We start from the raw sequence: 14,099 nt of genomic DNA, 5'->3' as shown, positions 1-14,099 counted from the left end.
AGCTACATGCGGACAATATACGAAAATTGTCGATTTTACATGAAAATGATGCATGGTTGCTACATTCCTATGTATAATAAAGTGGGGTGACAAACATGATCGAATATACATTTATTGGGCTCGTTTCTTTTGCTATCATACTGTTGTTGATTTCTTTTTTTCAAAAAGATCGTGTCAAAGAAGTAGAAGAACAAGTCGAGCAGTTGACATTATCGACAATGCAACAATTATACGAAATAAAAAAGAAAGTCAAAGTGCTTGAAGAAGAATTGCTTATCGGAATCGAGTCATTTTCAAATGAAGAGCAAATATGGTACTTATATAAACAAGGATGGACAAAAGAACAAATTGCTCGTAAGCTTAACATGCCGATAGATGAGGTGAATATCATGATCGCGAGGAATGATCAATGAAAAGAACAACACGTGCATTTGCGGCTGGGATGTTGTTCGCTACAACAACACTGGCTATCGTTCATTATATAACTGATGAACAGCGACAAAACGATGCCATCAGCCAGAAACAATATGAACAGCTCATTACGGAACGAAATGAACTAGCTGAAAAACTAGAAAAATTAAAAAAAGAAACGAAAAAAGAAACGAAAAAAGAAACGAAAAAAGAAACATACATTTATACGCTGACCATTGCTAAAGGTGAAGCAAGTCGAGACATCGCTAGACGGCTTGAGCAAGCCCATATTATTGATAATGCTCAATCATTTTTAACTTATCTTGATACACATCACTTAACGCGTGCACTGCGCCCAGGAACGTATGTTGTCACAAGCGACATGTCATATGAACAAATCGCACGAAACATAACAAAATAAGGATGTCCAACGTCGGACATCCTTTTGCTTTAATCGTTTAAATCATAATGTTTTCCCTTCACTAAATAAAACACGTTTTCAGCAATGTTTGTCGCATGGTCGGCAATGCGCTCAATGTAACGTGCTGTGAACGACAGTTGCGTAATTTGCGACATCGCATCTGGATGTGCTTTAGTGCGCTCTAGCAACTCCCGAATCGTTTCACCGTACAAGCGATCGACTTCATCATCCATGTCGGCTACTTTTTTAGCCACGATGACATCTTCTTCGTAATACGCTTTTAACGTTAACGAAAGCATATTGACTGCCATTTCATGCATTTTTTCTAACTTATTTAATGACATAACAAACGGCTGTTCTCCAATTCGAATGGCTGATTTTGCGATATTAACAGCAAAGTCTGCCATCCGTTCAACGTCCGTTGCAATTTTAATGGCGACAATAATTCGGCGCAAATCGATTGCAACTGGTTGTTGTTTCGCAATTAGTAAAATGGCGAAGTCGTTAATTTCTTCATCAAGTAAATCAATTTTTGTATCATTTTCAAGCACTTGCAATGCTAAATCGTTATTTTTTGTTTTTAACGCTTCAAACGACTGAGTTAAGGCAATTTCCGTCAAACTTCCCAGTTGTAATAATTGATCTCGCAACGTTTGTAAGTCGTAATCAAATTTTTCACGTACAGACATATTCACTCCCCCTTTTTATCATTTTGAAAAAATCGTGCGAGCGCACCCGCACGATTTTTTTTATCCAAATCGACCTGTAATGTAGTCTTCTGTTCGTTTGTCATCTGGATTTGAGAATAGTTTATCTGTGTCGCTATATTCGATGACTTCACCATTTAAGAAAAATGCTGTTTTATCAGAAATACGCGCCGCCTGTTGCATGTTATGTGTAACGATAATAATACTGTAGTTTTTCTTTAACTCTTGCACAAGCTCTTCTACTTTTAATGTTGAAATGGGGTCAAGGGCAGATGTCGGTTCGTCCATTAAAATAACATCTGGCTCAATTGCTAAACAGCGCGCAATACATAAGCGTTGTTGTTGTCCTCCAGAAAGTCCATATGCATTCGTATGCAAACGGTCTTTTACCTCATCCCAAATCGCAGCACCACGTAAGCTTCTTTCAACGATCTCGTCTAAAATTTTCTTATCGCGAATACCGTGAATACGCGGACCGTATGCCACGTTATCATAAATTGATTTCGGGAACGGATTTGGCTTTTGGAATACCATACCAACTTGTGTACGCAATTCTTCGACACGGTACGATTTATCAAAAATATTGCGACCACGATACGTAATTTCCCCAGATGTACGTACGCTTGGCACAAGCTCAATCATTCGGTTCAACGTTTTAATATACGTTGACTTTCCGCAACCTGACGGACCGATAATAGCTGTGACTTCATTTTCGTAAATATCTAAGTCAATATTTTTTAACGCGTGATGTTCCCCGTACCATAAATTTAAGTTTTTCGTCCGATACACAACATTTTTTTCGCTTCGTTCTTCAACTTGTTTATTTTTACGTTCTTTCACAACTGTTAATTCCATTAGTAAGTTCCCCTTTCAACGCGCAATTAATAACGTTTTTGAAACTTGTTGCGAATGAAAATGGCAATCGAGTTCATAAAAATTAGCACAACGAGCAATACGACGATTCCTGCTGCCGCTACGTTTTGGAAATCCGCTTGTGGACGTGACGTCCAGTTGTAAATTTGCATCGGCATTACAGTAAATGTGTCCAAAATACCGCGTGGCAAATATGCTAAAAACGTTGGGATACCTAAAACAACAAGCGGTGCCGTTTCACCGATGGCACGAGATAAAGCTAAAATGCTACCTGTCAAAATACCAGGAATCGATGCTGGAAGAACGATGCGATAAATCGTTTGCCATTTCGTTGCTCCCATACCATACGATGCTTCTCGCAATTGATTTGGCACGGCGCGAATGGCCTCTTGTGCTGCAACGACGATGACAGGTAAAACGAGCAAACTCATCGTTAAACCTGCTGCAAGAATGCTACGACCTAAATTCAGTTCACGAACGAAAATAGTCAAACCGAGCAACCCGAATACGATGGAAGGAACGCCTGCTAAGTTGGAAATGTTCGTTTGAATAAAATCAGTAAAACGATTTTTTTTTGCATACTCCTCTAAATAAATTGCTGTTCCCACTCCAAGAATGAGAGAAACAGGCGCAACGATAACCATCAACCATAGTGACCCAACTAATCCCGCTTTAATTCCTGCGTTCTCTGGACGACGGGATGGAAAGTTGTTTAAAAAGTCGAGATTTAGCCAGCCAATTGCTTGAGTGAGTATCCGATATAGAAGCACAACGAGAACAATAAGCCCAAACAATGTTGCTAAGAAAAATAAAAACTTTAGCACGTTATTGCGTAATAGGCGACCGTTCATATGTTGAACGACACGTTGCTTATCAATTAATTTTCCCATGATTAATACTCCTCCCTAAAGCGACGAGAAATGTATTGTGCGAGTAAGTTCATGGCTAATGTAAACAAAAACAGCGTCATACCGACCGCATAAATACTGTAATAAACCGTCGTGCCGTATCCAGCATCTCCTGTTGTTACTTGGACAATATATGCCGTTAACGTTTGAATCGACTTCGTTACATCAAACGTAAAGACAGGAGATGAACCACCCGCTACTGCTACAATCATCGTTTCGCCGACAGCACGAGAAATTGCCAGCATAAATGACGCCGCAATACCTGACGTCGCTGCAGGAAGGACGACTTTTAGGGCTACTTCTAACTTTGTTGAACCGAGACCGAGGGCTCCTTCACGAATGGAGTTTGGCACGGAACTCATCGCATCTTCAGATAAAGAAGCAACCATCGGAATAATCATGATACCCATAACAAGCCCTGGACTTAACGCGTTAAAAATCCCTAAATTTGGAATTATTTTTTGCAAAAGAGGGGTAACAAACGTTAATGCGAAAAATCCGTATACAATCGTCGGAATGCCTGCCAACACTTCTAATATCGGTTTTAATATTTTTCGTGCTTTCTCAGACGCATACTCACTCAAGTAAATCGCTGAAGCTAAACCGATTGGAATCGCAACAACCATCGCAATCGCTGTTGTTAACAGCGTTCCTGTCACAAGCGGTGCCACACCAAACGAGCCTGTTTTTTCATCCCACGGAAGCCATTCTTTGCTCGTTAAAAATTCAACAATAGATACTCGTTCAAAGAAAACAAACGTTTCAAATAACAATGTAAATAAAATACCGATTGTCGTTAAAACAGAAATGGTTGCTGTCAATAGTAACAATTTTGGCATTAACCATTCAACAAACTGCTGTCCGCTTTGCTTTTTTTTATTTTCTTTAATCATGTCACGGACAGAATATGAACGATTCCCGTCTGTCATCGCCATAATATGAAAACCCCTTTCCAATTTCATGGCAAGATGAGAAGCAACGATGACATCGCTTCTCATCTTTTTATGTTTTGTTATTTCAATTCTTCAAGCTTTTTCAATTGCTCATCGTACTTTTCTTTTGGAAGCGCTACGTAACCAACTTCTTCAGCAAACTCTGCACCGTTCTCTAACAAAAATTTCGCAAAATCATACACTTGCGCTTTTTCTTTTAACGCTTTTACGCTCACATACGTAAATAATGGACGAGATAATGGTGCATATTCACCGCTTTGGATCGTTTCATGTGTTGGCTCGATCGGACCATTTCCACCATCGATTGGTACAGCTTTCAATTTATCTTTATTTTCGATGTAGTACGCAAATCCGAAGTAACCAAGCGCATTTTTATCTCCTGCAATCCCTTGAACAAGGACGTTATCGTCTTCGGATAATTGTGCTGTTTTGTTTAACGGTTGTCCATCTAAAATGACTTCATCAAAGTAGTCAAACGTACCTGAGTCATGTCCTGGTGAGAATAATTTAATTTCTTCATTTGGCCATTCTGGACGAATATCTGACCACTTGACTTTGTCATCTCCGTTCACTGCGCCAGATGTAAAAATTTTCTTTAGCTCATCGACTGTTAAATAATCAACCCAATCGTTATCTTTATGCACTAAAACGGAAAGACCATCGAACGCAATTTGAAACTCTTCAAATTGAATGCCGTTTTGCTCAGCAGCTTTCTTTTCTTCTTCTTTAATTGGACGAGAAGCGTTTGAAAAGTCTGTTTCGCCTTTCGTAAACTTTTCAAATCCGCCACCTGTTCCGGACAAACCAACAGACACTTTCACATCTGGTTGTTCACCCGCATATGCTTCAGCGGCAGCCTCAACAATTGGATAAACAGTAGAAGATCCATCAACAACAACGTTACCACTTAATGCTTCGCCACCATCTTCACCGCCTTGTTGAGCGCCACCACCACATGCTGTTGTAAATGCTAATACAGCGCTTGTCATTCCTGCGAGTGCAAACCATTTGTTTTTCTTCATCTTTTGATTTCCCCCTACTTTTTTTCAATAATTTTTGCTTCACGAATTATAGAATAATGGACACGTATTAAATTCGTTTTAAACAAATGTTAAGCTTTTGTAAATTCGCTTTCTTCTATCTTTCCATTGTTTCCTCACCATTATTCAACGATTCAGTAGAAGATGGTTGTCCTAATTGGCGCTGTTTTTTTAATTCAAAATATGCATCTAAAATTTTTCTCCCGATGTAGTTATTGATCGGATAATGGTTTTTTGCATTTTGGTATACCCAAGGCACAACGACGGCAAACGCCACTTCTGGGTTGTTGTAAGGGGCAAACCCAACTAACGTCAAATTGTACGTTGGCGTCATCCGTCTTGATTTGATCGGTCCATCGTAAAACGCCTGTGCGGTTCCTGTTTTTCCTGCTGGATCATAAGGAGCATTTGCGAAAAAGGCACGCGCTGTTCCGTTTGAACCATGCATGACACGATAAAATCCTTCACGCACGCGTTCAATGTACTCAGTTTTCATATCTACTCGGTTTAACACTTTCGGTTCAAACGAATAAATGACGTTTCCCATTTGATTTTTCTCACTAATTGGTTCACGAATTTCTTTCACAACGTGCGGTTGAATGCGATATCCACCGTTAGCAATCGTTGAAACGTATTGTGCCATTTGAATTGGTGTATATACATCAAACTGTCCAATAGCTAAGTCAAGCAAGTGTCCTGGAAGCGTACTTTGTCCAGGCCATCCAATAATTTCTCCAGGTAAATCAATACCTGTTTTCACTCCTAAACCGAACTGATTAAAGTATCTTCGCATAATCGAAAATGCTTCTTTTTTAATCGGCAGCGCTTGATGCGGACGATACGTAGAGCCAGCAATCGCAATTGCCGTCTTAAACATATAAACGTTCGACGACATTTCAAGCGCTTTTAAATCGTTCATCGGTCCTGGGCGAATACCGCTATGCGACTTTTTCGTCGGTGTTCCTTTAATATATAACGGTTCATCAATGAGTACTGTACCAGGATGGATAACACCGGTTTGAAACCCTGTTAATACAGTAGCTCCCTTTACTGCTGAACCCATCGCATACGCTGACGTAATCGTTCCAAGAGCATAATCTTTTAATACTACTTTCCCATTTTCATCACGTGTGTACCGTTTTCCGGCTAACGATAAAATTTCTCCCGTATTCGGGTCCATCATCACGACAAAAGCACGATCGAGCAATTCCGTTCCACCGCGCCGTTTCATTGTCATTAATTCTTCTTCAATAATTTTCTCGACACGTTGTTGTAATTCCATGTCGATCGTTAATACAATGTCTTTGCCTCGCTGTCCTTGCGACATTTCAATCGTTTCAATAATATTTCCTGCTTTATCGGTCACATTTTTAATTTTTGCCTTTTGCCCGCGCAACACATCTTCATATTGAGCTTCAATGTAACTTTTTCCTACACGATCATTTCGGTTATAATCGCGCGCCAAATAATAATCAAGCTTTTCACGTGGCAATCCTTCTTCTGACGATGTAATATTTCCGAGCACTGTACGAAATGTATCACCAAATGCATAATGACGATTCCAATCTGTTGTGACATCTACACCAGGCAGTTCTTCTAAATGTTCGCTAACAACCGCATACTCTTCATCCGTCACGCCGTTATTTTTAATCATTTGTGGTGTCAAAGCGTATCCGCTATTCATTTCCCGAAAAATAGCAACAACTTCAAGTTCCTTTTCCTTAATCATTTTTACATCTTCTTCTGTAATACGTTCAAGTTGCAGACGATAAATATCTTTATCTTTTAACTTTTTAGCGCGAAACTGTTTCCATTCTTTTTCTGTAATTTTTTCTTTTGCTTTTTCCTCATTCGTTAAAATCCAATAGTCTTTTATGTCCCGTTCTGTTACACGATCCGTCGGCTTTTCAATGTATATCGCTAACTTTTTCGCTACTTCAATCATTTCCGATGCTTTTGTTGTTTGTGTGCGTGTATACGTAATCGCATGGAGTGGCTCGTTATCAACGACGACTTCATAGTTGCGATCATAAATTTTCCCGCGTGGCGCCGGTGTATTGACAGTGACGTTTTCCGTACGCTCTACTTCCTTGCGATATTGCTCACCGTAAACGATTTGGATCACACCTAATCGTAAAATAAGTGCAGAAAATAGTAAAAAAACAGCAAAAAACAATACATTTAATCGAAATGGCAACTGCGTTCGTTTTTTCTTTTTCTTTGCCTTTTGAGCTTGTTGTATTTGCTTCAAAACGAGCGAGCACCTCCTTTACTTGCTCCCTCCTCATTGTAAAAGAAACGCTCGCAAATTTCTACATTGAAAGTTGAATACGTCGAACAAAAAAATAAATAATGAAATGACCTGCCCCAACAATTAACATTAATGATGGAATGGCGTCTTTTGCGTCAAATAGCGTAATGGCTACTAAAAACAATAACACAGACGTTGCACGTCCACCGTTCAAAAACAATTCCCGAATGACAATATATTCAATTCGCCACTCTTTCGCCTGATTGCTTTGTCCAATCACGTCAAACGTAAGCGACAAATATGGAACAAGTAAAATCGGATAGCCGATCGCAATAAGCGCTCCATATATGATCAGCTTTGTGTACGATAAATCAAAAACGAGTAAAAAGACAGAGGCATATAACAATAAGCCACCAAATAAAATAGCGCGCAACCGCCATTGTCGTTTTATATATTTAGACGCAAACGAGTACGTCATAAACGAGACAATCGCGTTAATCAACCCAAATACACCAAGCGCTTTTTCTGTTCCGGTCGCCATAAATAAAAAAATGGAAACAATAAACACAAACGTTCCTTCCCGAAATCCTTGAAAAAAATGGGCATTCGTAATCATTCTCCAGTTTTTATTTTTCTTTCTTTCATCATACACCGGGCGAAGCGCAAAGCGTCCTGACGAGCCTCTTCGATGTAAAAAAAAGCTAAGTATAACAGCAACAAGAAACAAACATAAGGAAGCTAAAAAAATCGCCATATACCCGGTAAACTTCTCACTTGAAGCAATAACCCAGCCTGCCAGCGGTGGGCCAATCATTCCAGCCACAGACGTCATCGCCCCAAGCAATCCATTAAATAAATCACGTGTGCTCGGTTCAGTAATTTCAAATGTTAATACGTTAAATGCGAGCCAATAAAAGCCGTAACCGACACCGAGCAACCCGCCAAGTAAAAACAAATGGTTCATCGCTTTATTTCCGCTAAATAATACAACTAAAAAAAAGAGAGCTAAAAACGTAACGCCCATGCGTAAAACGATGACGCGATCAATCTTTTTTGCAATTTGCCCAGCAACAATAAACGCCAGTGGCTGCCATGTAACGATCGCTAAATTGTACACACCTAGAGCATGAAAACTGTTCACTTTTTTCCAAACATATACGTTCACAAACGTATTCGACAAAGCGATACTTAAAGAATACAATCCGCCAATCGCCAACAAAAGAAACAATTGTCGATGCGCGCGAATGTGCACGATGATCCGTTTCCATCTGTTCATAAGCAAACTTCCTTTCTTGACAAGTAGTTTGCCTACTCTTTTATAGCGATATACAAAAAGAGCCCGACAAAATTTGCCGAGCTCTTCATCATTATTTTGCCGCCGCGTAACGTTTCGCTACTTCATCCCAGTTGACAACATTCCAAAATGCTGAAATATAATCTGGACGGCGGTTTTGATATTTTAAGTAATATGCATGCTCCCATACGTCTAATCCTAAAATTGGTGTTTTACCTTCCATTAATGGTGTATCTTGGTTCGGTGTGCTTGTTACTTCAAGTTGGCCGTTATGGACGACAAGCCATGCCCAACCCGAACCGAAGCGCGTAGCAGCAGCTTTTGAAAATTCTTCTTTAAACTTTTCGAAGCTACCGAATGTGTTGTTAATCGCCTCAGCTAATTCGCCTGTTGGTTCACCGCCACCATTTGGTGAAAGAATAGTCCAAAAGAGCGAATGGTTTGCATGCCCGCCTCCGTTGTTACGAACAGCTGTACGGATGTTTTCTGGTACCGCGTCTAAATGGGCCATTAACTCTTCAATTGTTTTGTTTTGCAATTCTGGATGACCTTCAAGCGCTGCGTTTAAGTTGGTTACATACGCGTTATGATGTTTTGTGTGATGAATGTTCATTGTTTCCTTATCAATATGTGGTTCTAACGCGTCGTAAGCATAAGGCAATTTTGGTAATTCAAATGCCATACTTCATTCCTCCTCATTTATTATGTAATTGTTCACAAATGAAACGGATAAATTATATTTAGAAACAGAAAAGTTTCATAAGTGAACCTACTTTAAGAGTACCAAAATAAAACGAATGTTTCAAATTATTTGCAAAAAAACCTCGCTAATTTACTTAGCGAGGCAAATGGACCCTGCAGGACTCGAACCTGCGACCAGACGGTTATGAGCCGTCCGCTCTAACCAGCTGAGCTAAGGGTCCACTATATCCGATGGTAATTTTATCAAAAAAGATACATATCGTCAATACATGTTACACTTGAAACAAAATGGTTGTGTAGCGAACATAAAAAGAAGTAGAATGAGAAATGATGATGCGTAAAGGATGTGAATGATGATGTGGAAACGATTATTACAAAGTCTTTATTCTCCTGTACATATTGCTCGCTTTCGCTTTCATCCGATCGGAAAGGCGATTAGTTACGTGTTCTTTTTATCGCTTATTGCGACGTTGCCGATTGCTATTTACTTTACGATAAGTATAAACAAAATGATCGGCTCAACGCATCAACTATTGACCGAAGAACTTCCTCCTTTTGAAGTCGTTGATGGCGTATTGATAGCTAATGAAAAAGAACCGATTGAGATTATACGTCCTGACGTGACGATGTTATTGGATAGCACAGGTACACTAACAACAGATGATGTAGCACGCTATACAAATGCAGTGGCGTTTTTAAAAGAAGAATTTGCACTTGTGGCAAATGGACACGTTCAATCATATCCGTATAGTGTCATGCAAGTGGAGCGTTTTACAAACAAAGATGTATATGAATTTACGGGCACGCTACAATCGTTACTCCCTATCGTCATTTCGCTATCGTTTTTTGTTTTATACTTTTTCACATGTACGAGCAAATTTCTTTACGTTACCGTCCTAGCATTTATCGGTCTTATTTTTCGCGGCACGTTAAATAAACGTGGCTCATATCGCCACATGTGGAGCCTTTCCGCTTACTCCATCACACTAGCAACGATCTTTTTTACCGTTATGGAAGCATTACAAATTGTCGTTCCATACGCTGTCGCGTTAGATTGGTTCGTTTCTATCACCATTTTGTTTGTTTCCATTAAAGAACTTCCTTCCGTGAAAGAAGCAGGCTAATGAGCCTGCTTCTCACAATTTAAATGCTGTAGTTAGTGTAGATAGCGACTGAGATAATTCGTTTAATCGTTCACCAACACGATACATGTCGTTCATTTGCTTCGTTTGATCATACGAGACCGACATCATTTCTTCCGCGCTTGCTAACGTTTGTTGAGCAACCGAAGCAAACGCCACTGTGACTGTTTCGATCATAGGCAATAATTGCTGAAACTGCTCTAATTCACTTTCCATTTGTGCCACGTTGCGATTGACACGCTGAATCTCTTTTAATAAATGGTCAAACGAACGCTTCGCTTCATTTGCAGAAGCCAACTGATGCTGTAAATGCGTCACCATCCCTTGAAACTGGTTAGTCGCATGAATCGATACTTCTTCCATTGCAAAAATGGATGACGTAATTTCTTCCGTTGCTTTTGAAGCATGTTCCGCCAGTTTTCTCACTTCTGTAGCGACAACTGCAAATCCTTTTCCTGCTTCACCAGCACGAGCGGCTTCAATAGTTGCATTGAGCGCCAATAACTTCGTTTGCTCGGCAATTTGACGAATGACATCGACAACTTTTGTAATTAACATAGAATGATGTTTCACACTTTGAATCGTATCATTTACTTCTTTAAATTGCTCAGCAAATGAATGAATATCAGCAATTAAATGCGCCAGTCGCTTTTCTCCACCTTTCGATGATTCATTCATATCGGTCGCACTTGCTGAAATGTTTTGTACACTTGCTAACACATGTTGCATCCTCTTTTTCATCTCATCCACGTGATGAATGCTTTCATCTGAAGCATTTGCCGTTTCTTCTGCTCCTTGCTTTACAGTTGCAATAGCTGATATGAGTTGATCGTTTGATTCAATGATATGTTCAGAGACGTGCTCTAAGTCCCCTCCTGTAATAGCTAACTGTTTTGTTGTTTCGTTCATTTCACGAATGACCGTTTTCATGCTCGTCAACATTCGTTGAAAACTACGCGCAAGCGAATCGATTTCCGGCGTCGTCGAATACATATGTTCGTCAACCGTTAAATCTCCTCGCGATAATCGGCTCATTGCATGACGAAGTTGAGCAATCGGCTTCGTTAATCCACTAACTAACCATCTAATCATAAATGTTGCAACGATAACGCTAATCACAATGGCCATAAGTGTTAGATTGGCGAGTTGTTGAATAGGTTGCATAAACTGTTCATCAGGTACAGCTACAACGTATGTTCCTTTTAACTCTTGAATCGTTTTATACGCAAATGTATATGTACGTCCGTTCCACTCCAAATGCGACACACCATTTTTTTTCTTCGCAATCGTTTCTTGGATCGATTTCGGTACATGGAGTTGCTCATTTCGCTCAAATGTTTTGACTTTCTCATCTCGAATTAAAAATATATCTACACTTAGACCATCTTGCATAAGTTCTGCTTTTTGCTGTTTGATCGCAGAACGTAAACTTTTTTCAAATAGTTGTTCATTTCCTGCATGAATATACATAAGATTACGTGTCACTTCAAACATCATCGTCGCTTCTCTTTCCAGACGGTTTTCAATCGCTTTTACCGTCGCTTCTTTCGCTTGGTGATAAGCAATCATCCCAACAATGCTCAGCGAAGTAATTAAAACGCTAAAAAATAAAATGAATAAACGGTTTTGTAAACTAATTTTTAATAACCATTGTTTTACTTTTGGTGATAGCTGAGCATGAAATGTTCTCATATGTGTTTTTATATTTTTCAATGGCTGCTTCATTTGTGCACGCACGACACATCCCCCCTTCGACAAATACAGACAAAGAATACCAAAAAAATATAAATGTTACGTTAAGTGAATGTTAAGTGATGTAAAGGGAATGTAATTTTTACTCATATCTCATGGGGACAAGCCATATGAATAAAGTAAGAAGAAATAGTAGGTGGGAAATGGAATGAAAAACATGTTTATATTTCTTATCTTCATTGCTATATGTGCGATTGCTTACCATGATCTAACAGACGGAACGATTCATATGATTCGTTCACAAACAACGGACAAACAAACGAACGAGTTACCGTATCGCGAAGTAACTGTCCAACGCGGCGATACACTCCTGTCCATTATCGAGCGTGAAATAAATGGACAATTACCTGTGCCAATTGATAAACTCATCGCTGATTTTCAAGCATTAAATCCACATGTAAATGCCCATTCACTTCAAATTGGAAAAACATATCGCATTCCACAATATAAACGGAAATAGCAAAAACATTGTCAACAAATGAGAAACATTGCTACAATAAAAAATGATTTGATCAATACGTTAAAGGAGCGATTAGCGCGTGAGTGAAATCATTCATCGTTCAAAAACCCGTCCTGTTCGTGTAGGAAATATTACAATTGGCGGGAACAATGAAGTTGTCATTCAAAGTATGACGACAACAAAAACACATGATGTCGATGCAACTGTTGCCCAAATTCATCGACTTGAAGAAGCTGGATGCCAAATCGTTCGCGTTGCTTGCCCAGATGAAAGAGCAGCAGATGCGATTGCTGAAATAAAAAAGCGCATTAATATTCCACTCGTTGTTGATATTCATTTTGACTATCGCCTTGCTTTAAAAGCGATTGAAAACGGGGCCGATAAAATTCGCATTAACCCAGGAAATATCGGCAAGCGCGAAAAAGTCGAAGCCGTTGTCAAAGCCGCAAAAGAGCGTGGCGTACCGATTCGCATCGGGGTGAACGCCGGTTCGCTTGAAAAGCGCATTTTAGAAAAATACGGGTATCCTACTGCAGACGGAATGGTCGAAAGTGCTTTGCATCATATCCGTATTTTAGAAGACCTTGATTTTCAAGATATTATCGTGTCATTGAAAGCTTCCGATGTTCGTTTAGCGATTGAAGCATACGAAAAAGCGGCTCGCGCATTCGACTATCCGCTACACCTTGGCATTACAGAATCGGGTACGTTATTTGCAGGAACGGTAAAAAGTGCGGCCGGACTCGGCGCCATTTTAAGTAAAGGGATTGGTAACACGGTGCGTGTATCCCTTAGCGCTGATCCTGTTGAAGAAGTAAAAGTGGCTCGCGAGTTGTTGAAAGCATTCGGTCTTGCTGCGAACGCTGCAACATTAATTTCTTGTCCAACATGCGGACGAATTGAAATTGACTTAATTAGCATCGCAAATGAAATTGAAGAGTATATTGCCCAAATTAAAGCACCTATTAAAGTAGCGGTTCTCGGCTGCGCAGTAAACGGACCTGGAGAAGCGCGTGAAGCTGACATCGGTATTGCAGGGGCTCGCGGAGAAGGATTATTGTTCCGACACGGAAAAATTGTCCGCAAAGTACCTGAAGAAACGATGGTCGAAGAATTAAAAAAAGAAATTGATAAATTAGCGGAAGAATATGCATTGAAAGGAAAGCAAAAATAAGAGGGGATATT

At 39.7% G+C, this 14,099-nt stretch carries 14 protein-coding genes and 1 tRNA gene; 5 read left to right on the top strand and 10 right to left on the bottom strand.

Features of this window, described 5'->3' with window-relative positions:
• Window positions 1–95: 95 nt before the first annotated feature.
• Both HNQ82_RS00520 and HNQ82_RS00515 read left to right on the top strand, forming a co-directional pair.
• Window positions 96–413: a hypothetical protein gene (locus HNQ82_RS00520; RefSeq protein WP_221260957.1), complete on the top strand. Its 318-nt coding sequence runs from the start codon at window positions 96–98 to the stop codon at window positions 411–413.
• A complete protein-coding gene (locus HNQ82_RS00515) occupies window positions 410–832 on the top strand; it encodes an endolytic transglycosylase MltG (protein WP_183246250.1) in 423 nt (140 codons plus the stop codon). The genes HNQ82_RS00520 and HNQ82_RS00515 overlap by 4 nt, the downstream gene beginning before the upstream one ends.
• 29 nt (window positions 833–861) lie before the next feature.
• Here the strand turns inward: HNQ82_RS00515 and phoU are convergent, their stop codons facing one another.
• From phoU to HNQ82_RS00470, 9 genes are all read right to left on the bottom strand, one after another.
• A complete protein-coding gene (gene phoU, locus HNQ82_RS00510) occupies window positions 862–1,521 on the bottom strand; it encodes a phosphate signaling complex protein PhoU (RefSeq protein WP_055440978.1) in 660 nt (219 codons plus the stop codon).
• A 60-nt stretch (window positions 1,522–1,581) separates the two neighbouring features.
• Window positions 1,582–2,394, bottom strand: coding sequence for a phosphate ABC transporter ATP-binding protein PstB (gene pstB / locus HNQ82_RS00505; RefSeq protein WP_032100059.1), 813 nt, complete (start codon window positions 2,392–2,394; stop codon window positions 1,582–1,584).
• Window positions 2,395–2,420: 26 nt separating this feature from the next.
• Window positions 2,421–3,302 carry a phosphate ABC transporter permease PstA gene (pstA, locus tag HNQ82_RS00500; protein WP_183246249.1) on the bottom strand — a complete coding sequence of 294 codons (882 nt, stop codon included), beginning with the start codon at window positions 3,300–3,302 and terminating at the stop codon, window positions 2,421–2,423.
• Between the two features lie 2 nt (window positions 3,303–3,304).
• Window positions 3,305–4,255 carry a phosphate ABC transporter permease subunit PstC gene (gene pstC, locus HNQ82_RS00495; protein WP_183246248.1) on the bottom strand — a complete coding sequence of 317 codons (951 nt, stop codon included), beginning with the start codon at window positions 4,253–4,255 and terminating at the stop codon, window positions 3,305–3,307.
• Window positions 4,256–4,332: 77 nt separating this feature from the next.
• On the bottom strand, window positions 4,333–5,295 hold the full coding sequence (locus HNQ82_RS00490) for a PstS family phosphate ABC transporter substrate-binding protein (protein WP_183246247.1): 963 nt from the start codon (window positions 5,293–5,295) through the stop codon (window positions 4,333–4,335).
• Between the two features lie 115 nt (window positions 5,296–5,410).
• Window positions 5,411–7,564, bottom strand: a complete 2,154-nt coding sequence (locus HNQ82_RS00485; RefSeq protein ID WP_183246246.1) for a peptidoglycan D,D-transpeptidase FtsI family protein — start codon at window positions 7,562–7,564, stop codon at window positions 5,411–5,413.
• Between the two features lie 61 nt (window positions 7,565–7,625).
• Window positions 7,626–8,840: an MFS transporter gene (locus HNQ82_RS00480; RefSeq protein ID WP_183246244.1), complete on the bottom strand. Its 1,215-nt coding sequence runs from the start codon at window positions 8,838–8,840 to the stop codon at window positions 7,626–7,628.
• Between the two features lie 91 nt (window positions 8,841–8,931).
• Window positions 8,932–9,540, bottom strand: a complete 609-nt coding sequence (sodA, locus tag HNQ82_RS00475; protein WP_183246242.1) for a superoxide dismutase SodA — start codon at window positions 9,538–9,540, stop codon at window positions 8,932–8,934.
• 167 nt (window positions 9,541–9,707) lie between these two features.
• Window positions 9,708–9,781, bottom strand: a tRNA-Ile gene (locus HNQ82_RS00470).
• A gap of 129 nt (window positions 9,782–9,910) precedes the next feature.
• Here HNQ82_RS00470 and HNQ82_RS00465 point away from each other — a divergent pair.
• Window positions 9,911–10,684, top strand: a complete 774-nt coding sequence (locus tag HNQ82_RS00465; protein WP_183246240.1) for a DUF1189 domain-containing protein — start codon at window positions 9,911–9,913, stop codon at window positions 10,682–10,684.
• Between the two features lie 12 nt (window positions 10,685–10,696).
• Here the strand turns inward: HNQ82_RS00465 and HNQ82_RS00460 are convergent, their stop codons facing one another.
• Complete coding sequence (locus tag HNQ82_RS00460; RefSeq protein ID WP_183246238.1) at window positions 10,697–12,439, bottom strand: methyl-accepting chemotaxis protein; 1,743 nt, start codon at window positions 12,437–12,439, stop codon at window positions 10,697–10,699.
• 163 nt (window positions 12,440–12,602) lie between these two features.
• Here HNQ82_RS00460 and HNQ82_RS00455 point away from each other — a divergent pair, with 163 nt between their 5' ends.
• Both HNQ82_RS00455 and ispG read left to right on the top strand, forming a co-directional pair.
• Window positions 12,603–12,914 (top strand): LysM peptidoglycan-binding domain-containing protein, encoded by a 312-nt coding sequence (locus HNQ82_RS00455; protein ID WP_183246236.1) that lies wholly within the window; start codon window positions 12,603–12,605, stop codon window positions 12,912–12,914.
• A gap of 79 nt (window positions 12,915–12,993) precedes the next feature.
• Window positions 12,994–14,088, top strand: coding sequence for a flavodoxin-dependent (E)-4-hydroxy-3-methylbut-2-enyl-diphosphate synthase (gene ispG / locus HNQ82_RS00450; RefSeq protein ID WP_183246234.1), 1,095 nt, complete (start codon window positions 12,994–12,996; stop codon window positions 14,086–14,088).
• The last annotated feature ends 11 nt before the right edge of the window (window positions 14,089–14,099 follow it).

The sequence above is a fragment of the Anoxybacillus tengchongensis genome, assembly GCF_014201585.1.
Classification (GTDB): Bacteria; Bacillota; Bacilli; order Bacillales; family Anoxybacillaceae; genus Anoxybacillus; species Anoxybacillus tengchongensis.
Note: the sequence above shows the minus strand (reverse complement) of the source record. Positions and strands in the feature narration are given on the sequence as shown.